This is a genomic window from Rhodococcus sp. MT28 (assembly GCF_058792695.1).
The window spans coordinates 578,098-599,138 of the sequence record NZ_JBXAFD010000001.1 but is presented as its reverse complement, the minus strand read 5'-3'; the positions used below and the strand labels follow the sequence as shown (position 1 = coordinate 599,138).

23 protein-coding genes are annotated in these 21,041 nt (G+C 63.2%); 13 read left to right on the top strand and 10 right to left on the bottom strand.

Going from position 1 to position 21,041, the window contains the following annotated elements:
* Positions 1 to 3 precede the first annotated feature (3 nt).
* Positions 4 to 555, top strand: coding sequence for a phosphatase PAP2 family protein (locus AC1Q6C_RS02845; RefSeq protein ID WP_042921691.1), 552 nt, complete (start codon positions 4 to 6; stop codon positions 553 to 555).
* Here AC1Q6C_RS02845 and AC1Q6C_RS02840 read toward each other — a convergent pair.
* Both AC1Q6C_RS02840 and AC1Q6C_RS02835 read right to left on the bottom strand, forming a co-directional pair.
* Complete coding sequence (locus AC1Q6C_RS02840; protein WP_058037819.1) at positions 545 to 1,585, bottom strand: iron-siderophore ABC transporter substrate-binding protein; 1,041 nt, start codon at positions 1,583 to 1,585, stop codon at positions 545 to 547. The two genes, AC1Q6C_RS02845 and AC1Q6C_RS02840, sit on opposite strands and share 11 nt — an antisense overlap.
* A 90-nt stretch (positions 1,586 to 1,675) precedes the next feature.
* A complete protein-coding gene (locus AC1Q6C_RS02835; protein WP_007733492.1) occupies positions 1,676 to 1,933 on the bottom strand; it encodes a DUF2530 domain-containing protein in 258 nt (85 codons plus the stop codon).
* A 102-nt stretch (positions 1,934 to 2,035) separates the two neighbouring features.
* Here AC1Q6C_RS02835 and AC1Q6C_RS02830 point away from each other — a divergent pair, with 102 nt between their 5' ends.
* From AC1Q6C_RS02830 to AC1Q6C_RS02820, 3 genes are all read left to right on the top strand, one after another.
* Complete coding sequence (locus AC1Q6C_RS02830) at positions 2,036 to 3,490, top strand: NCS2 family permease (RefSeq protein WP_003940242.1); 1,455 nt, start codon at positions 2,036 to 2,038, stop codon at positions 3,488 to 3,490.
* Between the two features lie 65 nt (positions 3,491 to 3,555).
* Positions 3,556 to 3,987, top strand: coding sequence for a MarR family winged helix-turn-helix transcriptional regulator (locus AC1Q6C_RS02825; protein ID WP_003939901.1), 432 nt, complete (start codon positions 3,556 to 3,558; stop codon positions 3,985 to 3,987).
* A gap of 104 nt (positions 3,988 to 4,091) precedes the next feature.
* Positions 4,092 to 5,399 carry an MFS transporter gene (locus AC1Q6C_RS02820; RefSeq protein WP_007733487.1) on the top strand — a complete coding sequence of 436 codons (1,308 nt, stop codon included), beginning with the start codon at positions 4,092 to 4,094 and terminating at the stop codon, positions 5,397 to 5,399.
* Here AC1Q6C_RS02820 and AC1Q6C_RS02815 read toward each other — a convergent pair.
* Positions 5,383 to 5,931, bottom strand: a complete 549-nt coding sequence (locus tag AC1Q6C_RS02815; RefSeq protein WP_003940103.1) for a hypothetical protein — start codon at positions 5,929 to 5,931, stop codon at positions 5,383 to 5,385. The two genes, AC1Q6C_RS02820 and AC1Q6C_RS02815, sit on opposite strands and share 17 nt — an antisense overlap.
* A gap of 70 nt (positions 5,932 to 6,001) precedes the next feature.
* On the opposite strand from AC1Q6C_RS02815, the gene AC1Q6C_RS02810 reads away from it, so the two are divergent.
* From AC1Q6C_RS02810 to AC1Q6C_RS02800, 3 genes are read left to right on the top strand one after another with little or no spacing between them, the layout of a single operon-like run.
* Positions 6,002 to 6,592 (top strand): TetR/AcrR family transcriptional regulator, encoded by a 591-nt coding sequence (locus AC1Q6C_RS02810; RefSeq protein ID WP_030535365.1) that lies wholly within the window; start codon positions 6,002 to 6,004, stop codon positions 6,590 to 6,592.
* A 48-nt stretch (positions 6,593 to 6,640) separates the two neighbouring features.
* A complete protein-coding gene (locus AC1Q6C_RS02805) occupies positions 6,641 to 7,447 on the top strand; it encodes a TrmH family RNA methyltransferase (protein WP_003939731.1) in 807 nt (268 codons plus the stop codon).
* Positions 7,444 to 7,704, top strand: a complete 261-nt coding sequence (locus tag AC1Q6C_RS02800) for a DUF2537 domain-containing protein (protein ID WP_030535366.1) — start codon at positions 7,444 to 7,446, stop codon at positions 7,702 to 7,704. Before AC1Q6C_RS02805 ends, AC1Q6C_RS02800 begins: the two co-directional genes overlap by 4 nt.
* Positions 7,705 to 7,724: 20 nt before the next feature.
* Here the strand turns inward: AC1Q6C_RS02800 and AC1Q6C_RS02795 are convergent, their stop codons facing one another.
* The 4 genes from AC1Q6C_RS02795 to AC1Q6C_RS02780 all read right to left on the bottom strand — a co-directional run bounded on the left by AC1Q6C_RS02795 (position 7,725) and on the right by AC1Q6C_RS02780 (position 12,017).
* The gene (locus AC1Q6C_RS02795) at positions 7,725 to 8,510 is read right to left on the bottom strand and encodes a DUF6928 family protein (RefSeq protein ID WP_042451221.1); all 786 of its coding nucleotides are present in this window, start codon (positions 8,508 to 8,510) and stop codon (positions 7,725 to 7,727) included.
* A 52-nt stretch (positions 8,511 to 8,562) separates the two neighbouring features.
* Positions 8,563 to 9,504 carry a septation protein SepH gene (gene sepH / locus AC1Q6C_RS02790; protein ID WP_030535368.1) on the bottom strand — a complete coding sequence of 314 codons (942 nt, stop codon included), beginning with the start codon at positions 9,502 to 9,504 and terminating at the stop codon, positions 8,563 to 8,565.
* 200 nt (positions 9,505 to 9,704) lie between these two features.
* Complete coding sequence (gene serC / locus AC1Q6C_RS02785) at positions 9,705 to 10,826, bottom strand: phosphoserine transaminase (protein ID WP_007733484.1); 1,122 nt, start codon at positions 10,824 to 10,826, stop codon at positions 9,705 to 9,707.
* A gap of 63 nt (positions 10,827 to 10,889) precedes the next feature.
* A complete protein-coding gene (locus AC1Q6C_RS02780; protein ID WP_003940025.1) occupies positions 10,890 to 12,017 on the bottom strand; it encodes a citrate synthase 2 in 1,128 nt (375 codons plus the stop codon).
* A 244-nt stretch (positions 12,018 to 12,261) separates the two neighbouring features.
* On the opposite strand from AC1Q6C_RS02780, the gene pdxH reads away from it, so the two are divergent.
* The 5 genes from pdxH to AC1Q6C_RS02755 all read left to right on the top strand — a co-directional run bounded on the left by pdxH (position 12,262) and on the right by AC1Q6C_RS02755 (position 17,316).
* Positions 12,262 to 12,975 (top strand): pyridoxamine 5'-phosphate oxidase, encoded by a 714-nt coding sequence (gene pdxH / locus AC1Q6C_RS02775; protein WP_007733483.1) that lies wholly within the window; start codon positions 12,262 to 12,264, stop codon positions 12,973 to 12,975.
* Positions 12,972 to 14,237, top strand: coding sequence for an MFS transporter (locus tag AC1Q6C_RS02770; protein ID WP_021332219.1), 1,266 nt, complete (start codon positions 12,972 to 12,974; stop codon positions 14,235 to 14,237). The genes pdxH and AC1Q6C_RS02770 overlap by 4 nt, the downstream gene beginning before the upstream one ends.
* 41 nt (positions 14,238 to 14,278) lie before the next feature.
* On the top strand, positions 14,279 to 15,226 hold the full coding sequence (locus AC1Q6C_RS02765) for an aldose 1-epimerase family protein (RefSeq protein WP_042921680.1): 948 nt from the start codon (positions 14,279 to 14,281) through the stop codon (positions 15,224 to 15,226).
* Positions 15,227 to 15,584: 358 nt separating this feature from the next.
* Positions 15,585 to 16,883, top strand: a complete 1,299-nt coding sequence (locus AC1Q6C_RS02760) for a citrate synthase (protein ID WP_003940509.1) — start codon at positions 15,585 to 15,587, stop codon at positions 16,881 to 16,883.
* Between the two features lie 70 nt (positions 16,884 to 16,953).
* Positions 16,954 to 17,316: an FKBP-type peptidyl-prolyl cis-trans isomerase gene (locus tag AC1Q6C_RS02755; protein ID WP_003940440.1), complete on the top strand. Its 363-nt coding sequence runs from the start codon at positions 16,954 to 16,956 to the stop codon at positions 17,314 to 17,316.
* Between the two features lie 92 nt (positions 17,317 to 17,408).
* On the opposite strand, the gene AC1Q6C_RS02750 is transcribed toward AC1Q6C_RS02755, so the two are convergent.
* Together AC1Q6C_RS02750 and AC1Q6C_RS02745 are read right to left on the bottom strand one after the other, a co-directional pair.
* Complete coding sequence (locus tag AC1Q6C_RS02750) at positions 17,409 to 18,170, bottom strand: ABC transporter permease (protein ID WP_230358980.1); 762 nt, start codon at positions 18,168 to 18,170, stop codon at positions 17,409 to 17,411.
* Complete coding sequence (locus tag AC1Q6C_RS02745; protein WP_063315906.1) at positions 18,167 to 19,120, bottom strand: ATP-binding cassette domain-containing protein; 954 nt, start codon at positions 19,118 to 19,120, stop codon at positions 18,167 to 18,169. Before AC1Q6C_RS02745 ends, AC1Q6C_RS02750 begins: the two co-directional genes overlap by 4 nt.
* A gap of 93 nt (positions 19,121 to 19,213) precedes the next feature.
* Here AC1Q6C_RS02745 and AC1Q6C_RS02740 point away from each other — a divergent pair, with 93 nt between their 5' ends.
* Positions 19,214 to 20,017, top strand: coding sequence for a TetR/AcrR family transcriptional regulator (locus AC1Q6C_RS02740; protein ID WP_007733476.1), 804 nt, complete (start codon positions 19,214 to 19,216; stop codon positions 20,015 to 20,017).
* Here AC1Q6C_RS02740 and AC1Q6C_RS02735 read toward each other — a convergent pair.
* Positions 19,952 to 20,935 (bottom strand): sugar-binding transcriptional regulator, encoded by a 984-nt coding sequence (locus AC1Q6C_RS02735; RefSeq protein WP_007733475.1) that lies wholly within the window; start codon positions 20,933 to 20,935, stop codon positions 19,952 to 19,954. The genes AC1Q6C_RS02740 and AC1Q6C_RS02735 overlap by 66 nt on opposite strands.
* Positions 20,936 to 21,041 lie beyond the last annotated feature (106 nt).

The window sequence follows — 21,041 nt, the reverse complement described above, 5'->3', positions numbered from 1 at the left end:
CAGATGTCTTTTGATCAGTGGGTACTCGACAGCGCAGTGAGTCAGCGGACGGCGTGGCTCGTGGACGTCGTCGACGTCATCACCGACAGCGGCGGAACCCTCGCGTCGTGGCTGATCGCGACGCTGCTCACTATCGTGCTTCTGGTTCGGGGACTGCGTACCGAAGCTCTGCTGATCGCCGGATCGATGTTGACCGGTCTGCTCGTGATGAGCGGATTGAAGCGCATCTTCACGCGAACCCGTCCACCCCTGCCGGAGCGGTTGATCGAAATCGATTCGTATTCGTTCCCGTCGGGCCACGCGATGATGAGCGCGATCCTGGCGACTTCGGTTGCCGCCGTGATCCTTCGTCTTGCCTTGCCGAGGCTCGCGAAGACGGCAATGCTCGCGAGCCTCGGCCTGTACACGATCGCCGTCGGATTCTCCCGCGTCTACCTGGCTGCCCATTGGATGACCGATGTACTAGCAGGTTGGGCGTTCGGGATGATGTGGGCCGGGGTGTGGATCTGGGGAACCGCGCAGATCAGAAAGCGCCGGGCGCTGGTTACTTCGTGAGCTCGGCGAGTAGTTGGCTCGTGGCCCACGGCAAGCTCAGTGCCGAGCTTGCGGTCAAGGCCGCACCGACCTGCGGAGCCTGATCGTCGTTGACGTAGACGACGCGATTGTCCTTGACCACGTCGAGTTGCTGGAAGCCAGGGTTGTTTCGGACCGCCTGTGCGGCATCGGGATTGCCGATGACAACGAGACGGTCCACGTCGAGAAGATCCAGTCGTTCGGTGGAGATCGGCGCGTAGAACTCACCGTTCATCAAGGCCTCGACCGCGGGAGCAGGTTTGAATCCGAGACTGCCGAGAACCCGTCCGCGGGCGTCCTCGGAGGAGAAGGCGTAGAACTCCGGGGTCGCGTCGACGCTGATGATCACCGCGGTCTGGTCTGCAAATTCCGGGTGAGCGCTTCTGGCGTCGGCGAACTGCTTGTCGATATCGGCGACCAACTTCTCGCCGTCGGCTTCGCGACCCACTGCCTTCGCTGCGGTCTTCGTCGTGATCTGCCACGGAGTTGCGTAGTCGCCGTAGGCCGGATCCTTCGCGACGGTCGGGGCGATCGCGGAAAGTGTGCTGTACAGGTCTTTGTCGATGCTCGAGTAGAGCGCGAGGATCAGGTCGGGCTCGAGCGCAGCGATCTTTTCGACGCTGATCGTGGTTTCGGGATTGCTGCCGACGACGGTCGGTTCGGTTCCGCCCCAAGGGCCGGTGACCCATGGCCACGTGCGGTTGACGTCCGGTTCGCCCGGGTACTGGTTGACCATTCCGACGGGCTTGATGCCCAGAGCCAACAGAGCCTGCTCGTCGTTGTAACCGACGGTGACGATCCGTTGTGGTTCGGAATCGATCGTGGTGCTGCCGAAAGCGTGATCGATCGTGACGGGGAAGGCGCCACCACCGGAACTCGACGGACTACTTGCTGCGTCGTCGTTCGAACTGCAGGAGACGAGTGCTGTGCCGACCAGGGCGACCACAGCAACGGATGTCAGTCTCGTCCAACGTCCTCGGCTTTTCCAACGATTTCGGTGGGAGATCTTCACGGCTACGTGGTTCCTTTCAGCATTGACAAGCTAAGACCGACACTGGAGTGCAGGGTAGGCTTACCATACTGAAAGGGTGAATCGACCTGCTCAGTCGACCAGACCGGCGCCCTGCTGTGCGCCCTTGTCACCGCGCACAGCTGCGCGTCGTTGAATGGAGAACAGAGCGAAGCCGAGGAAGCCGACTCCGATACCCGCGTAACAGATCGGGAGTGCATCCGACCAACGATCGCCGCTCACCGCGACCACGATCGTGGCGATCACCCACAACGCGGTGCCGATGATCAGTGCCGGCGCGGGTGCGGACAATTTGCCGATCAGGCCTGTTGTGTTGCGAGTCTCCGTCACAAAATTAACGCTACCCGTACCCCGGTGGCCTACTCTCCCTAGTGCGACCGGCTTCATGTGCGCCGGCACACGGCGACCTACAGCGATGGGGAAAGAACAAACATGGCGGCACCCGGCAAGATCCTCGACACCTATTTCAAGATCAGCGAACGAGGGTCGACGATCTCGACCGAGATTCGCGGCGGTGTCGTCACCTTCGTGGCGATGGCCTACATCGTGGTCCTCAACCCCCTGATCCTCGGCAGTTTCTCGGCTGACGACGCTGCAGCGAAGACCGACGTTCTCGGCAACATCCTTCCGGTCAACCAGGTGGCTGCGGTCACCGCTCTGGTTGCCGGCCTGATGAGCATCGTCTTCGGTGTCGTTGCCAACTATCCGTTTGCCATCGCCGCGGGTCTCGGCATCAACAGCCTGCTCGCCGTCACAATCGCACCTCAGGTCACCTGGCCCGAGGCGATGGGCCTGGTGGTCATCGACGGTGTGATCATCGTTCTGTTGGCACTCACCGGCTTCCGAACTGCGGTGTTCAATGCGATTCCCTCGGCATTGAAGTCCGCGATCGCGGCCGGTATCGGCATGTTCATCGCCTTCATCGGACTGGTCGACGCCGGATTCGTCCGCCGTATCCCCGATGCCGCCGGTACGACGGTTCCCGTCGGACTCGGAATCAACGGCTCCATCGCTTCGTGGCCGACCGTGGTGTTCATCTTCGGTGTGCTGCTCATGGGTGTTCTGGTAGTGCGCAAGGTTCGTGGTGGACTGCTGATCGGCATAGTCGTCACGACGATCCTCGCCGCGATCATCGAGGCAGTTGCCGACGTCGGACCCTCGCTCGGAACCAACCCCAAGGGCTGGAACCTCAGCATCCCCGCGATCCCGGAGATGCTCGGTGGTATGCCTGATCTGAGCCTGGTCGGCGACGTCAGCATCTTCGGCGCATTCACCCGCATCGGTGTTCTGGCCGCCAGCCTGCTTGTCTTCACCCTCGTGCTCGCGAATTTCTTCGACGCCATGGGCACGATGACGGGTCTCGGTAAGGAAGCCGGCCTGACCGACAAGGACGGAAACCTCCCCAACGTCGGTCGCGCGCTTGTCGTCGAAGGCGCGGGCGCGATCGTCGGCGGTGGCGCTTCGGCGTCGTCGAACACCGTGTTCGTGGAATCCGCGTCGGGTATTGCCGAAGGCGCCCGCACGGGCCTGGCAAACGTCGTGACCGGACTGCTCTTCCTCGTCGCGATGTTCCTGACGCCGCTCTACTCCGTCGTGCCGATCGAGGCAGCTGCGCCTGCCCTCGTCGTCGTCGGTGCGCTGATGATCGGGCAGGTCCGAGACATCGATTTCACCAAGTTCTCGGTTGCTCTCCCGGCGTTCCTGACCATGATCGTCATGCCGTTCACCTACTCGATCGCCAACGGCATCGGCGTCGGCTTCATTTCATGGGTGGTCCTGCACGCTGCCAGCGGTGGTATCAAGAAGATCCACCCGTTGCTCTGGATCGTGGCGGCACTTTTTGTGGCCTACTTCACTGTCGGACCCATTACCGACGCCCTTACGTGAAATCAGGGTTGACCGGTATTCGATTACGTGAGCTACCGGCCAGCTCTTGACGTATTGTCTGACGCGTGACCACCGAAACTCGTGCGCTGGCCAGCGATCTTTCCCTGGCTGTAGTGCGTCTCACCAGGCATCTGCGCGGCCGCAGAGTCGACGCTCAGGTATCGCTGACGCAACTGTCCGCCTTGGCGAGCCTGGATCAGTACGGCCCGATGACTCCTGGCGTACTCGCAGCACGTGAGAAAGTGCAGCCGCCGTCGATGACGCGCGTTGTTGCTTCTCTCGCCGAGCTCGGTCTGGTCGAGCGCTCGCCGCATCCCACGGACGGTCGTCAGATCATCGTGAATCTGTCCGACGCCGGGCAGGCGTTGCTCGCGGACGAAACCCATGCGCGTGAGGCGTGGATGAACGAGCAGCTGGCCGGGCTGGGTGGCGAAGAACTCGCGACGCTGCGCGGTGCCGTCGAGATCATCACCGAGATGGTCAACAAGACGGAGTAGCTCCGTGAGTTAGAGGTCGCGTAGCTCCGCTACCTAGAGGTCGTTGCCCAAACGAATTACTCGAGGGGCAAGATAGTGGGGTGCCCCGAGACCCCGATTCCGGCATGTTTGCCGCGCTCCACAACCGCAACTACCGCCTTTGGGCTTCCGGACAGATCGTTTCTCTGGTCGGCACGTGGATGCAACGCATCGCCCAGGACTGGCTGGTACTGACGCTCTCGGACGGCAATGCGCTGGCGGTGGGCATCGTCATGGCCTTGCAGTTCGGCCCGACGCTGTTCTTGTCGGTGTGGGGTGGGGTGCTTGCCGATCGGTACGACAAGCGTCGGATCCTGATCTTCACGCAGTGGGCGAGTGCGGTATGCGCGCTGGTGTTGGGTCTGCTGGACGTCGGTGGGCTCGTCGCGTTGTGGCATGTCTTCCTGATTGCCTTTGCCCTCGGCTGTGTCTCGGCGCTCGACGCACCCGTGCGTCAATCGTTCACCATCGAAATGGTGGGCAAGGAACACCTGTCCAACGCCATCGCGCTCAACTCCATGACGTTCAACACGGCCCGCATCGTCGGTCCGGCCATCTCGGGTGTGCTGATCAACCTGATCGGAACAGGGTGGGTGTTCCTGCTCAACGTCGCGACATTCGGTGGGGTGCTCATCGCGCTCTACCTGATGAACAAGAAGGAGTTGATCCCGTCGGAACCGGCCCCGCGCACCAAGGGGCAGGTGCGCGACGGGTTCCGATATGTATGGGGCCGCAAGGACCTTCGCGTGATCATGGTGTCGGTCTTCATGGTCTCGACCTTCGGCCTGAACTTCGCGATCAGCCTGGCGGTGATGGCGCGCAACACGTTCGGCCTCGAGGCCGACGGTTACGGATTGCTGTCCACGACGCTCGCCGTGGGCACCCTTGCCGGCGCTGCGTACGCCGCAAGACGGAAGGAAGCGCCGCGGTTGCGGACGTTCCTCGGTGCCGCCGTGGCTTTCGGTGTGTTCGAGGTCGCGGTGGGATTGATGCCCACCTACGCGTTGGTGGCGCTGATGTTGATCCCCACGGGCGCACTGACGTTGACGTTCACGACGTCCGCGATGAACATCCTGCAGATGTCGGTGCCTTCCGAGATGCGCGGGCGGGTGATGGGTATCTACATGCTCAGTTTCCTCGGTGGCACACCGCTGGGAAGCCCGTTGCTGGGTTGGCTCGCCGACTCCGTGGACCCACGTGCGCCCTTGATCGTGGGCGGAGTGATCTCGCTCGTCTCGGGCACTGTGGCCGGGGTGTACCTGCTACGCAGCGAAGGGCTGAAACTTCGTCTTGCGCGACCGGAAGACGGTGGCAGGCTACCGGTTTTCGTCCTGCGTCCGGTGATCGTATGCGACGCGACCGAACAGGCAGTCGAGGCTAGCCGCGCGCCGTGACCTTCTCACGCTTGGGAAACACCGTGTAGCTCAGGGCGATTGCTCCCCAGATTGCGAGTACCACTGTCAGCTTGCTGATCCATCCGTCGAGGGCTCCAGTGCGGGTGGGGTCGTCGACGAGGAAGATGGCCGCGCCGAGAAGTCCGCACGCGACGGCCCAGGCGATCGCGGCTTTGCCGAACTCGCGCCATTCGCGCAGTGCTCGCGCACTCCCGTACTTGGGTGGTGCGACGGGAGCCGGGCCGCCGGCGAATCGGTAGGCGAACCTGGCGTCGGCCCAGGAGATGAGGCTGTGTCCGAACGCGACGGAGAATCCGATGTAGGCCGCGGCAAGCCCATGGGTGAAGTTCGCCTCGCCACCGCCACGAAGATCGAGGGCTGTGGCGACGAGCAGTACGACATCCACCAGGGGCGCGCAGATGAGCAGTGCGGCGCCCAGCGTTTTGCGGCGCAGTAGATAGCGGGCCGCGAGACCTGCGGCGATGAACACCCAGAACATGATTTCGCACGCGATGATCAAGTGGACGATCATGACATCAGCTCATTTCTAGTACGACTGTGTTAGTGATCGAAAACTAGCACAGCTGTGTTAGTTTTGTGAAGTGGTGAAACGTAGCAGTCCGGATGAGCGGCGTGAAGAGATCGCCGAGGCCGTGTGGCGTGTGATCCGTCGAGACGGTGTGGCGAGCGCCAGCGTCCGGGCGGTCGCGGACGAGGCGAAGATGTCGACGGGGTCGCTACGGCACTTCTTCGCGACGCAGTCCGAACTCTTGCTGTTCGCGATGACGCTCGTGACCGTCCGGGTGGAGGAAAGGATTGCCGGCATCGACTTCGATCCCGACATCCGCCGCGCGATACGTCAGTTCACCGATCAGTTCGTTCCCCTCGACCAAGATCGGCGTGAAGAAATGCAGGTTTGGGAGGCCTTTGCTGCTGCCGCCCAAGCCGATTCGGCGTTGACGGCCGTGCGTGACGAGACAGACCGGACCTTGTTCGAGCACTTTCGTTCGTTCGTGGAAGCGGCGCATCGAGCGGGTTTTCTACGGCCGGGTGCCTCGGTCGACATCGAGGCGATGAGATTGCATGCGCTCGCCGACGGGCTCGCGTCGCACGGCGTCGACAATCCCGAGCGAACCAATCCAGAGGTGATCAGCCAGGTGCTCGACGCGCATTTTGTCACGCTGTTGCGTTAGGTCGGGAGTAGTGGTGGGGGCTCGCGGTGCGTACGGCACGATAGACCCGTGGTTCACGTCATCGACATCTCAGATCCCGCCGACCCCCGGCTGGATGACTTTCGCGATCTCAACTCTTCGGATCGGCGCCCCGACCTCCCGGAGGGCAAGGGACTGGTCATCGCCGAGGGAGTGTTCGTCACTCAGCGACTGCTGACTTCGCGGTTCGAGCCGATCAGTCTCCTCGGCGTCGAACGACGGCTCCTGGAGCTCGCTGACGATCTCGACGGTGTGGACGTGCCGTTCTACCGTACGAGCGCCGAAGTGATGGCCGAGGTCGTCGGATTTCACCTCAACCGCGGCGTCCTCGCTGCAGCAGCACGCCCGGCACCGCTCGCGGTCTCGGACGTGTTGAAGGACGCGAAGACCGTCGTGGTTCTCGAAGGCGTCAACGATCACGAGAATCTCGGCTCGATGTTCCGCAACGCGGCGGGGCTCGGTGTCGATGCAGTTCTGTTCGGGAAGGGTTGTGCCGACCCGCTGTACCGGCGGTCGGTCCGTGTGTCGATGGGGCACGTGCTGCGAGTGCCCTTCGCGCATGTGGCAAAGTGGCCACACGACTTGGATGAGCTGCGTGGCAACGGTTTTCAGCTCATTTCCTTGACTCCGAATCCGGAAGCGGTCACTTTGGCCGAAGCGATGACCGGGGAGAAGGTAGCGCTACTGCTGGGCGCCGAGGGGCCAGGTTTGACCGAACATGCGATGCGGGCCACCGACATTCGTGCCAAGATACCGATGGCGCCCGGCACCGACTCGCTCAACGTCGCGACCGCAGCGGCGATGGCCTTCTACGAACGTGTCAGGACCGGCCGGTGACTCAGGACCGCACGCCCTGGTTCACCGGAATCGCGGTGTCGGTGTTCGCAGCCATGCTCTCGACCAGTGCCGTCGCGGCGTTCTGTGTCGCGCTGGGCAACGTGAACGTGCTCCTGGCGGTTGTCGTCAATGTCATTGCGGTAGGCGGACTTGCGCCGACCGTCTGGCGCTGGCGAGCCGTCCCCGTCTGGCGATGGGTGGTCTACGGCGCGGTAGCCGGCGTACCGCTCGGGTGGATCGCAGCGATAGCCGCGTGAACCTGTGAGGCTGCTCGGCGCTACTTGAAGCCGAAGTACCGAGCGAGGCGGCCGCGCGGCTTGGCCACCGGTGCGTCGTGGATCGGCGGCATGTTTTCGGGCATGGGTACCTCTGTCGGCGCCTGCTCGGGCATCGGCGCGGGGGCTGGTGGTGCAGGTTTGGGTGCCTCGCCGGGTCGGTGAATCTTGAAGCCCCACAGGAGAATCTGCGTTGTGTCGAGTTCGTGTTCTCGCGGCGCGCCGGTGTATCGAAATCCCAGCCACTCGAGGTTGGCGGACTCCGCGAACTGTTGCGGGTGGAACGGAAGTGACTGCGGATCAGGCAGGATCCCGGGCGGGTAACGCAGGGGATGGTTGCCGGCCCAGAATTCCAGTTCCCAGGTCTGGGGGATCCCCAGATTTTCGACGATGTCGATCGGGATGGCACTGAACGAGCGTCGTAGCTCGCCGTCCTCCCACAGTGCAAACGAACCCTGCGCGGTTTCGGGGACGGAGCTGATCAACAGCGTCGAGCCACCCTCTGCCGAAAGGTGCCAGGAATCAGGCAGTTTCGAGGGGACGAAGGTGCTGAGTTCGGAGCTGCAGACGACACTCACTCGGCCGTACGCGCCGACGAAGACGTAGCCGGGGCTCACCGTCGCGGCCATCGACAGCGGCTGAGGCCCGAGCGACTCGAACTCCTTGTCCGGGTACAGCGACATGGCGATTTTCAGGGCCTCGGTCTGATCCGGCTGTGGGTACCTGCTCAATTCGGTGCGAGCGTCTGCGCCGCCCAGAAACCAGATCGTCGATACCCGTGCAGCCACCGGCAGCCCTCTCTCCTCAGCCTCGCTCGAAAGAAGAATACTTTCCTTCGGGTCAGCGACCGCTGCTGCGGACCCCGAGGAGTACGTCGTCCCACGAGGGAAGAGCAGGCCGTCCGCGCTTGTCCTTGGTCTGCGTCTGCTGCGGAGCGGTTTTCGGGGTCACATCCGGTGCGGGTTCGGGAACCTCTTCGGTGACGACGGTTTCCGGCTCGACAGCAATCGGTTCGGGCGCCACGATCCGTTCCGCCACCACCGTCCGCTCGGGGACTACTGTGCGCTCGGAAACTGCTGTCCGCTCGGAAACTGCTGCGGGCTCGGGCTCGATCTCCGCCACCGGCTCGACGTCGAATCGGGACAGTTCGAGCTGCTGCGGCTCGTTCGAGACCACCGGTACCAGGCCGCGGAGTGGGCGACCGAAGTCAGGATCGATCAAGTCGAATGCCGCGTCGTCGAGTGCGACGATCGTTCCGCCGTGCGCGTCGGGCTGGTAGCGCCAGTGCGCGGCGTTGGTGGTGCGGCCGGCCTGCCACTGCAGCTGGGCGACCCACTGATTGTCCTCGTCGCGCCAGGCATCCCAGGTGGCCTCGTCGATACTGTGGCCGCGGGCGCGGAATGCGTGGGTCACGATTTCGGAGAGGGTGGGAACTGTCGGACCGTTGTCGCGCACCGGGTGTCCGCCCTGCGCCATTTCCGCGGCGCGGGAGCGCTCGAGCAGAACGGGGTACGCAAAGCGCTCGACCTTGCTGATGGGGATCTTCGCTTCTTCGGCGACCTGCTCTACGGAGGCACCGGAACGAATGCGCGCCTGAATTTCGCGGGGACGGAGTTGGCTTTCCATTTCGATCTCAATCTGGCCGAGTCGAGCCACGTCTCCGCGGGAAGCTGCACGAAGTTTGTCATCGGCGGGAAGCCGGAATTTCTGGCCGGTTTCAGCATCTGCGCACACCACATGCGATCCATCGGGTTCAAGTCCGATCACTCGAAGCTCTCGCACATTGACCTCCTTATCGCGCCGGCTCGCGACTTTGCGCCGCGCTCAACTGTAATTCATTCGTGACCATGGACTCGGCAGGACACGCAGGGCGAGATGACCTCGGATCCGCCCACCGGTGTGGTAGCTCACAAGGCCTGGCGCAAACGACGCTCGGCCCCCGACGTCATGCCGGGGGCCGAGCGGTGAAGCAAATGTGAAAATCAGCCGAGCTGAGAAACGACCCAGTCGATGCTCTTGGTGAGAGCGGTGACGTCATCGGGGTCGATGGCCGGGAACATGCCGACGCGCAGCTGGTTGCGGCCGAGCTTGCGGTACGGCTCGGTATCGACGATTCCGTTGGCGCGCAGGATCTTTGCCACCTCGGCAGCGTCGACGTCGTCGTTGAAGTCGATGGTGCCGACAACCTGCGAGCGGTGTGCCGGATCAGCGACGAACGGCGTTGCGAACTCACTGGCCTCGGCCCAGTTGTACAGGCGCGAGGACGAATCCGCGGTGCGAGCGGTAGTCCAGTCGAGGCCGCCGTTGCTGTTCATCCACTCGATCTGGTTGGCGAAGAGCAAGAGGGTGGCCAGGGCCGGGGTGTTGTACGTCTGATCCTTGGAGCTGTTGTCCACGGCGATGGGCAGCGAGAGGAAGTCAGGCGTCCAGCGTCCCGAATCCTTGATCTCCGCGACGCGTTCGAGGGCGGCCGGGCTCATCAGCGCGATCCACAGTCCGCCGTCTGCAGCGAAGCACTTCTGCGGAGCGAAGTAGTAGACGTCGGAATCGGCGACATTGACCGGAAGTCCGCCGGCGCCCGAGGTGGCGTCGATGGCGATCAGTGCGTTCTCCGAACCCGCGGGACGCGAGACGGGGATCGACACACCGGTGGAGGTCTCGTTGTGCGCCCAGCCGATGAGATCGACGGACGGGTCGGAGACCGGCACCGGTGCGCTGCCCGGATCGGCGGAAACGACGATCGGGTCACCGATGAACGGGTTGGCCTTGGCGACCGAAGCGAACTTGGAGCTGAATTCGCCGTTGGTCAGGTGCAGCGACTTCTCGCGGATGAGGCCGAATGCGGCCGCATCCCAGAACGCAGTGGTTCCGCCGTTGCCGAGGACGACCTCGTAGCCCTCGGGCAGTGAGAACAGATCGGCGAGGCCGGAACGAATGCTGGCCACAACGTTCTTGACCGGCTTCTGGCGATGGCTGGTGCCGAACACCGAAGCGCCCACCTCGACCAGGGACTGCAGCTGCTCGGGGCGAACCTTGGAAGGACCGCAGCCGAAGCGTCCGTCGGCGGGCTTGAGGTCGGCGGGGATGATCGGTGTGGAGGTCATCGCTTCTTTCTGTTCCTTCACTTGTGTTCTGTACTACCGTGATTGGCGAATTCGAGCGGGGTACTACGCGTGGCTGATCTGGTCCCAGCCCTCGACCGACTCCGGAGTACGGGGCGCCGGGCCGGTGTAGATGGCGGCCGGGCGTACCAGTTTACCGAGACGCTTCTGCTCGAGGATGTGTGCACACCAGCCGGCGGTGCGGCCACAGGTGAACATGGCAGGCATCATGTGCGCGGGAACCTCGGCGAAGTCGAGGATGACGGCGGCCCAGAACTCGACGTTGGTCTCGATCGCGCGATCGGGACGACGCTCACGCAGTTCTGCCAGTGCAGCCTGCTCGAGAGCTGCGGCAGCCTCGTAGCGGGGAGCGTTGAGGCGCTTGGCCGTGGCGCGGAGCACGCGTGCACGGGGATCTTCGGCGCGGTAGACGCGGTGTCCGAAGCCCATGAGCTTTTCCTTGCGGTCGAGGATTCCCTTGACCAGTGCGCGGGCGTCGCCGGTCTTCTCGGTCTCTTCGATCATCGGAAGAACTCGGGCCGGTGCGCCGCCGTGCAGCGGGCCGGACATCGCGCCGATGGCGCCGGAAAGCGAAGCCGCGACGTCGGCGCCCGTGGAGGCGATGACGCGGGCCGTGAAGGTGGAGGCGTTCATGCCGTGCTCGGCTGCCGAGACCCAGTACGCGTCGATTGCCTCGACGTGTGCCGGATCGGGCTCACCCTTCCAGCGAACCATGAAGCGTTCGGTGACGGTCTTGGCCTCGTCGATGCGGCTCTGCGGGACTGCCGGCTGGTAGATGCCGCGAGCGGACTGCGCGACGTACGACAGCGCCATGACGGATGCGCGGGCGAGCTGGTCGCGGGCGGTCTCGTCATCGATGTCGAGGAGCGGCTGGTAGCCCCAGATGGGAGCCAGCATCGCCAGTCCGGCCTGAACGTCGACACGGACGTCGCCGGTGTGAATGGGGAGGGGGAACGGCTCGGCCGGCGGGAGGCCGGGGCCGAAGCGGCCGTCGACGAGAAGGGCCCATACGTTGCCGAAGGTGACCCTCTGGCCGACCAGGTCTTCGATGTCGACTCCGCGGTAGCGCAGTGCGCCGCCGTCCTTGTCGGGTTCTGCGATATCGCTGGTGAAGGCGACGACGCCTTCGAGTCCGCTCACAAAATCGTCCGGTATTGCTGCGCTCGCTGCCATTCTCGTGGACTCTCCTCGTTCGAGTGCGCCAGGTCTACAGTCGCACTGCCTCAGCTTCAGTGACTGCGCCTCGGTGCTCGCAGGGATGAGCACGCACCGTGTTTTGTACTGCGCAATCGTCTCGTCCCGATTCGGCGCTGTCGCTGGTGCGGCTCGCGGTCCGGGTCGGGTCTAGCCACGGCAAACTTTAGCGCGTGCCGCGTAGCCGTTGGCCAGTGAGTACCCGGGAGTAGCGTTCTCGGCTGTGTCGAATGAACGTCAGGACCCGCAGGCGGTGGACAACGAACTCGCGGCCATGCGTGTGGGCTATCCGCAAGCAGGCAGCGAATCGGAGTCCGTCGAGGACCGCATGAGTGCGGAATTGGATACTTCGGTTGTCGAAACCGGTTGGCTGCCCCTCATGCGCCAATGGCTCGTGGACGCCGTCGAAGCTGACGCGCCGGAGCCCAACGCCATGACTCTGTCGACGGTGGACGACGGTGGCCGTCCGGCGTCGCGCACCGTGCTCTGCAAAGGGCTCAGCGAGGACGGCGTCCTCTTCTTCACCAACTACGGATCCGACAAGGCTCGTCACCTCGACGCCCACCCGTACGCGTCGGCGAACTTCACGTGGCTGACTCTTGCCAGGCAGGTGATCGTCCGCGGCACCACCGAGCGGGTGAGTGCTCAACTGACGCAGGAGTATTGGCGAACCAGGCCTCGAGGTTCACAGCTCGGCGCGTGGGCGTCGTCGCAGTCTCGTCCGATCGACTCGCGTGCCGATCTCGACGAGCAACTGCGTGAGGTCGCTGCTCGATTCGGCGTGGACGGTGAGATTCCGGTGCCACCGAACTGGGGCGGGATTCTGATTCGGCCCGAGTCTGTCGAGTTCTGGCAAGGACGCGCGAACCGCATGCACAATCGAGTTCGCACGAGCCTCGTCGACGGACAGTGGTCCGCCGTCCGTCTCCAGCCGTGAGCCGGCTACTCGCGGACACGACTCCGCTCGAGAATCGCGACTATCGACGGCTGTGGACGGCCGGCATCGTCACCGTCATCGGCGCTCAGCTCAGCGTGGTCGCCGTACCGCAACAGGTGTACGAGATCACCCGAAGCTCGGCCTACGTCGGTCTGACGGGAATCTTCGGTCTGGTCCCGCTGGTCGTTTTCGGTCTGTGGGGCGGCGCACTGGCCGACGTCATGGATAGACGACGGCTGTTGATGATCACCTCGATCGGACTCGGCGTCACGTCGGTGCTGTTCTGGATCCAGGCTGCCCTGAACGTGAACAACGTGTGGTTGGTGCTCGGATTGTTCTCGGTTCAACAGGCGTTCTTCGCGGTGAACCAGCCGACGCGAGCGGCGATCATCCCTCGGTTGATTCCGGGCAGGCAGTTACCGGCCGCGAACTCGCTGAACATGACTGTCGTGCAGTTCGGTGCGATAGCCGGCCCGCTACTGGCGGGTGTCCTCATACCGTCGGCCGGTCTGCAACTGCTGTACCTGCTCGACTCGATCTTTCTTCTCGCCACTCTGTGGGCGGTATGGAAGCTCCCGGCGATTCCGCCGACCGGAACGTCTCGGCGAGCCGGATTGAGCGAGGTCCTCGGCGGTTTCACGTATCTCGCGACGCAGAAGGTTCTGCTCGCGTCGTTCGTGGTGGACATCATCGCGATGGTGTTCGGGATGTCGCGAGCACTGTTCCCGGAGATCGCTCACGAATCCTTCGGTGACCCCGCCAGCGGCGGTTTTGCGCTGGGACTGCTGTTCGCGGCGATGTCGGTGGGAGCCGTTCTGGGCGGAGTCTTCTCGGGTTGGTTGCCACGGGTTCAGTACCAGGGGCGAGCCGTTCTGGTCTGCATCGCGCTGTGGGGGCTGTCCATGGTCGGCTTCGGCGTTGCCGTGTACTTCGCGAGTCCCGGTTCCAGTGTGATTCTGCTCTGGGTGGCGGTCGCATTCCTGGCATTCGGCGGAGCCGTCGACATGGTCTCGGCGGCTTTCCGCAGCACGATGCTCCAGCAAGTGGCAACCGACGACATGCGCGGACGACTGCAGGGCGTGTTCATCGTGGTCGTGGCGGGTGGTCCGCGTATCGGTGACGTGCTGCACGGCGGTGCAGCCTTCCTGTTCGGGACCGGTGTCGCGGCAGCGGGCGGCGGCTTCCTGGTGATTGTCGGTGTTGTCCTTTCTGCCCTCGCATTTCCGGCATTCGTTCGCTACAAGGTGGGACGCGCCGTCTGACGTCCTGGTTAACCGGTCGCTCGTGGTGGAAACTGGTACGTATGACTGCGCCGCACAGCACGGGTAGGGGAGGGTTCGAGATCCGTGGTGGAGGCTATCGAGCCGAGATCGCCGCGGCCGGTGCCGGGTTGCGGCTACTCGATCACGAAGGACCGAACGGTCAGCGCGCGCTGACCGAGACCTGGGCACTCGGATCGAAGCCACCGCTGTCGGCCGGATTGGTTCTCGCGCCGTGGCCCAACCGAATTCGCGACGGGCACTTCATGTTCGACGGGATCGAGCATCAACTCGAGATCACCGAACCTGCGCTGGGGAACGCGAGCCACGGGTTCGTCCGGCGTCGCAATTGGAGCCTCGTGGACCACACGTACGAGCGCGTCGAACTGTCGGTCGACGTGGGACTTCACAAGGGTTGGCCCTATCCGTTGCAGCTGACGGTCGCCTACGAGGTCGGTGCCGACGGACTGACCGTCACGCACACGGCCACGAACAAGGGTGCGACCTCGTCGCCGTTCGGGCTCGGAATGCACACCTTCATTCGCGCCGGCGACTTTCCGCTCGACGAATGTGCTCTGCATCTGGCAGCAGGCACGCGGTTGCCGATCGATCCGGCAAGGATGCTGCCGAACGCGTATTCGCAGGCAGTCGCCGGTACGGACTACGACTTCCGGACACCGAGACTGCTTGCCGGGGTGCAGTTGGACACTCCGTACAGCGCATTGGACGTCGTCGACGGCAGTGGTCGCACGCAACACGAGCTGCTGGCTCCGGATGGAACGGGCACTGCCCTGTGGACCAACCGCGAGTTCCCGTGGATTCAGGCATTCGTCGCAGATCCCGCCAACGACAAGGGGTATCCCGATCGCGGCCGCGCATTGGCTTTGGAGCCGATGACCTGCCCGCCTGACGCCTTCAACTCGGGCATCGATCTCCTGGTGCTTCATCCGGGTCAGACGTGGACGGGTAGCTGGGGCATCAAGGCGCTGTGATCCGGCTCTCATACCGTGGGATCGTGTAACACCAAGTAGGCATCAGCCGATAACAATCGGTTTTCGGTACCCCGTGTCAGTGGTCCGGAAGGTCCGACGTTGCTCCCATTTGCGAATTGCAGCCGAGATTTGCAGATCAGTGTGGGTAAATGCGCGATTCCGTAGACTGGAGTACCGGTCACGCGAGTGGGAAAGCCCAGACTGGAACATGTTTCAGTTTCGGTGGGTATGTCGGGTTCGTGAGTACCCGAAAAATAGCCGTGGAGCGACCCTCCTTCGGCACGATCTCTCCCGTGCGACTAGTTTCTAGTTGATCGCATGTAGTTACTCGTTGGTTCGAGCTTGAGAGGGATCCTTCGTGCCCGCTGACAATGACACAAAGCCCACGCTTACTTACCCCGGTGGTGAGTACACGATGTCCATTGCCAGGGCAACAGAGGGCAATGACGGCATCGAGCTGGGAAAGCTGCTGGCCACAACGGGGTACACCACCCTTGACCCCGGTTTTGTGAACACTGCATCCACCAGTTCTGCAATCACCTACATCGACGGTGAGAAGGGAATCCTGCGTTACCGCGGATATCCCATCGAGCAGTTGGCAGGTAAGTCGACGTTCATCGAGGTCAGCTACCTGCTGATCTACGGCGAACTGCCGACCGACGCCCAGCTCGAGTCCTTCACGGACCGCATCCGTCGACACACCCTGCTTCACGAGGACCTCAAGCGGTTCTTCGACGGATTCCCGCGCAACGCTCACCCGATGCCGGTTCTCTCGTCCGCAGTGAACGCATTGTCGGCGTACTACCAGGATTCGCTCGATCCCGAGGATCCGGAGCAGGTGGAACTGTCCACCATCCGTCTTCTCGCGAAGCTGCCGACCATCGCTGCGTACGCGTACAAGAAGTCCGTCGGACAGCCGTTCCTGTACCCGGACAACTCGTTGAACCTGGTCGAGAACTTCATGCGTATGACGTTCGGCTTCCCCGCCGAGCCGTACCAGGGTGATCCCGAGGTCGCCAAGGCACTCGACATGCTGCTGATCCTGCACGCCGACCACGAGCAGAACTGCTCCACGTCGACCGTGCGTATGGTCGGCTCGTCGGACGCCAACCTGTTCACCTCCGTCTCTGCCGGCATCAACGCACTGTGGGGCCCGCTGCACGGCGGCGCCAACCAGGCAGTGCTCGAGATGCTCGACGAGATCAAGGCCAGCGGCAGCACCGCAGCCGAGTTCGTCCGCAAGGTCAAGAACAAGGAAGACGGCGTGAAGCTCATGGGCTTCGGGCACCGCGTCTACCGCAACTACGATCCGCGCGCTGCGCTGGTCCGCGAAACCGCGCACACCATCCTCGCCAAGCTCGGCGGCGACGACGAACTGCTCAACATCGCAATGCAACTCGAAGAGGCCGCCCTCACGGACGACTACTTCATCGAGCGCAAGCTCTACCCGAACGTCGACTTCTACACCGGCCTCATCTACCGCGCGATGGGCTTCCCGCCGCGCATGTTCACGGTGCTGTTCGCCATGGGCCGTCTGCCCGGCTGGATTGCGCACTGGCGTGAAATGCACGAGGATCCGGCTACGAAGATCGGCCGCCCGCGCCAGATCTACACCGGCTACACCGAGCGTGACTACAGAGACATCACGTCCCGCTGACGCGTGACCTAGCGATATCACCACCCGCTAGTCTTCTGTACCCAACATTTCGCCTCAACGAGGAGGACCCATGAGTAGCAAGCCCGTAATCGAGTTCCAGGAAGGCCCCGCGCCGACCGATCTGGTCATCAAGGATCTGGTTGTCGGAGAAGGCGCCGAAGCCGTTCCCGGTGGCACCGTCGACGTTCACTACGTCGGTGTCGAGTTCGAGTCCGGCGAAGAGTTCGACTCTTCCTGGAGCCGTGGCGAGTCCATTCAGTTCCCGCTTCGTGGCCTGATCAAGGGCTGGCAGGACGGCATCCCGGGCATGAAGGTCGGCGGACGCCGTCAGCTCACCATTCCGCCGGAGCTGGCATACGGCCCCGCCGGTGCAGGGCACCAGCTTTCCGGCAAGACCTTGGTCTTCGTGATCGATCTGCTGGACGCCAAGTAATCCACTGTGCGCCTTTATTAACCCCCCGCGGTTAATAAAGGCGCACAGCACAAGCAGCCCCGCACCGTCAGGTGTGGGGCTTTCTTGTGTGGTCAGCTCGCGGTCTTTCGTCGGTAGAGCCAGTTCGACCACACGAATCCCACGGCGGCGATGCCCAGGCACCACGCGAGGGCGATGGCCGCGCTGTTCCCGATCGGCGTGCCCATCAGGAGTCCGCGCACAGTCTCGATGATCGGAGTCACGGGTTGGTGCCGGGCAAACCCCTGCAGCCAGGACGGCATGGTCTCAGCCGGTACGAAAGCAGTGCTGACGTAGGGCAGGAACATGATGGCGAAGGTGAATCCGCTTGCAGCCTCCGCGTTCTTGGCCAAGAGTCCCAAAGCTGTCGAGAGGTACGACATGGCAAAGACGAAGGCGACGATCACAGCGGCGACGCCGAGCCAGCGCAACGGATCGCTGGTCGGGCGAAATCCCATGATCAGCGCAACCACGACCACGATCGCCGTAGTCAGGACGTTGCGGACGACGCTGGCCAGTACATGACCGGTCAGGACCGACGGCGGAGAGATCGCCAAGGTCCGGAAACGGTCGATGATCCCGTCCTTCATGTCGCTCGAGACGCTGACCGCAGTGGTCGAGGCGCCGAAACCGGCGCACAGAAGGATGATTCCTGGCACGACGTAGTCGATGTACTCGCTACCGGTGTTGATGGCGCCGCCGAAGACGTAGACGAACAGCAGCATGAGCATGACCGGAAGGGCTATCGCGGTGATCATCGAATCCGGACTGCGCAGAACGTGTTTGAGATTCCGGCGGAGCATCACCGCGGAATCGATTGCAATGGTGGAGGTCATCGAACGCTCGCAATCTCGGGTTGGCCTGATCCGGTGAGCGCGAAGAACACGTCGTCCAGATCCGGAGTGTGAACGGAGAACTTCTCGACGGTGATCGACGGATCGTCGATCGAGTCGAGGATCGCTTTGATCGACGGAACTGCCCCGTCGGAAGGGATGTGCAGGGTCAAGGTCTCGGCATTCGAATGCGCCTGCGGCAGTGATGCCGCGGCGAGTTCGAGTTGGGCCAGGTTCTCGAATTGCAGTGCGACGTGGCCGCCGGGAACAAGGCGTTTGAGTTCGTCCGGTGTTCCCTCGGCGACGATGCGGCCGCCGCTCAGCACGCCGACCGTATCGGCCAATTCGTCTGCCTCGTCGAGGTATTGGGTGGTGAGGAAGATGGTGACGCCTGACGCTGTGAGTCCTCGAACGATCGACCACATGTCGTGGCGGCTTCGCGGGTCCAGGCCGGTGGTGGGTTCGTCGAGAAAGACGACGTCCGGTCGGGCGACGAGGCTCATTGCGATGTCGAGTCGTCTGAGCATGCCGCCCGAGTAGTCGCCGGCGCGTTTGTCGCCGAAGTCCGTCAAAACGAACTGGTCGAGCAATTCCTCGGCACGGCGACGGGAGTTCTTCCGGCCCAGGTGATTCAGTTCGCCCAGTAGGGTGAGGTTCTCGAATCCGGTCAGCAAGGTGTCGACGGCTGCGTACTGCCCGGTCACGCTGATGCGCCGCCGAACGTTCTGTGGATCTCCGGGCAGTGAATGCCCCGCGACCATGACCTCGCCTCCGTCGAAGGGGATGAGGGTGGTGAGAATTCTTACGGCCGTGGTCTTTCCGGCGCCGTTCGCGCCGAGGAGGGCGTACACCGATCCGGCCGGGACCGACAGGTCGAGTCCAGCCAGTACCTGTTGATCGCCGTAGCGCTTACGGAGTCCGCGGACCGAGATTGCGGGGATCGTTCCTGACATCGAGACCTCCAAGTAAGAACTGTGTATGTCATAAACTCGTGTTTATAGCGTACACAGTTCTAGGATGATGGCAAGAGTGAAGAGTGGGAGCTTATGGATCGCGGAGCGCTACCGAGAGCAGTTGAACTGGCCTGGGGACTGGACCAGCCGGGAACGCGGGGTCCGAAGAAGGGGCTCAGTCTCGAGCAAATTCTCGACACCGCGATCGAATTGGCCGACGCAGAAGGCGTCACCGCTCTGTCGATGGGCCGCGTGGCCAAAGCGCTCGGGTTCACGACCATGTCGCTCTACCGCTACGTGGCAAGCAAAGACGAACTGATCGAACTGATTTCGGATCGGGTGATCGGGCCGCCGCCGGTGATTCCCGACGGCGTGACCTGGCGCGTCAAGCTCGAGGCGTGGGCGAATCAGGAGTATGCCACGATGCTGAGTCGACCGTGGTGGCTCAAGCTGCCCATCACGGCTCCACCGACCGGGCCCAACAACATGGCGTGGCTCGACGCGGGTCTGAGCGCCCTCGACGGGGTCGCCCTGAGCGCCGCGTCGAAGTTCCAGGTGGTGACCAACGTGTCGTTGTTCGTCATCGGCCGCGCTCGATTCTCGGCTGACCTGGCTTCTCGTTCAGCGCAGTCGGCAGACGACGACGTCGCATACGGCGCTCTCATTGCTCGTGTCATCAATCGGGAGGGATTCCCCTACCTGAGTGCAGCAATCGAGGAAGGCGGCTTCGAGGACGGCAGCCCGGAGGGTGAGGCCGCCGGCGACGATGCCTTCGATTTCAGTTTCTCGCTCGGCTTACTTCTCGACGGAATCGAGAAGCTGGTGCAGCGGTCAGGACACCAGCGCGGTGGCGCTGACGTCGTCGATGATCAGATCGGTGATCAGCCCGCCCCGTAGTGCTCCCTCCAGGGCCGGCAGTTTTGCTGTTCCGGCGACGATGCACACGCGCCTGGCGACCTTCTCGAAAAGGTCCAGTCGCGGGCCGCTCGCGCGCTCGTTGAGTTCGATTCCGCGGTAGCTCCCGTCCGACCGGAAGAAGACGGTTGCGATGTCGCCGACCACTCCGTCGCGTCGAAGTGCTTCTGCTTCATCGGGTTCGAGGTATCCGGCGGTGTAGACGTGACTCGGTACGTTGCCGCCCGGTACGCCGATGCTGAAGACTGCCAGGTCCATTCGCTTCTGCATGTCCAAGACGCGTTTGATGCTTCGTTCGCGCCACAGTTGCTCCCGAGTTTCCGGGTAGTCGAAGAAGGCAGGCACCGGAAATCCTTGTGGCAGAGCACCGTAGGCGTCGGCGATGGTTCTGATGATGTCGCTGGCGTAAGAGATCCCGGTGGTGCGAGTATTCGCGGCGCCGTTGAGTTGCACGACGTACGAGTTGTACGTGCGTTTGGGGGCAAGGTGCTTGCTGACTTCACTGAGAGTGGTTCCCCAGGCGATCCCCATCACCATGTCGCTGTCGAAGAACGACGCCAGCAGGCGTCCGGCAAAGGTTGCGACCTTTTCGAGTCGCTCGAGATCTCCCACCAGTTCCGGCACGGTCACCACGTGGGCGCGCACTCCGTACCGTTCCGAGAACTCGCGTTCGATGCGAGGAGCCTGGCCGTGCGGGGTGCTGATCTTGATCTCGACGAGACCCGAGGTGCGCGCGTAGGTGATCAATCGGGAGACGGTGGATCGGGACACCCCCATGTCGCGGCCGATGGCAGCCATGGTCTGGTCCTGGAAGTAGTAGAGGCGTGCGGCCTGAACTGCGTCGGCGATGCGCGGGTCCGCCGGATCGGAGGTAGCGGAGTCCGAAGTGGGAGTTTCCATGGGTTCGTCCTGTCTGCACGTACGTGCAAGAGCATTGAACCGAATCTTATCCGAGTAGGCCCAGGCCGAGGCGCTCGATCACGCAAAGTCCCAGAAGTGTGTCTGT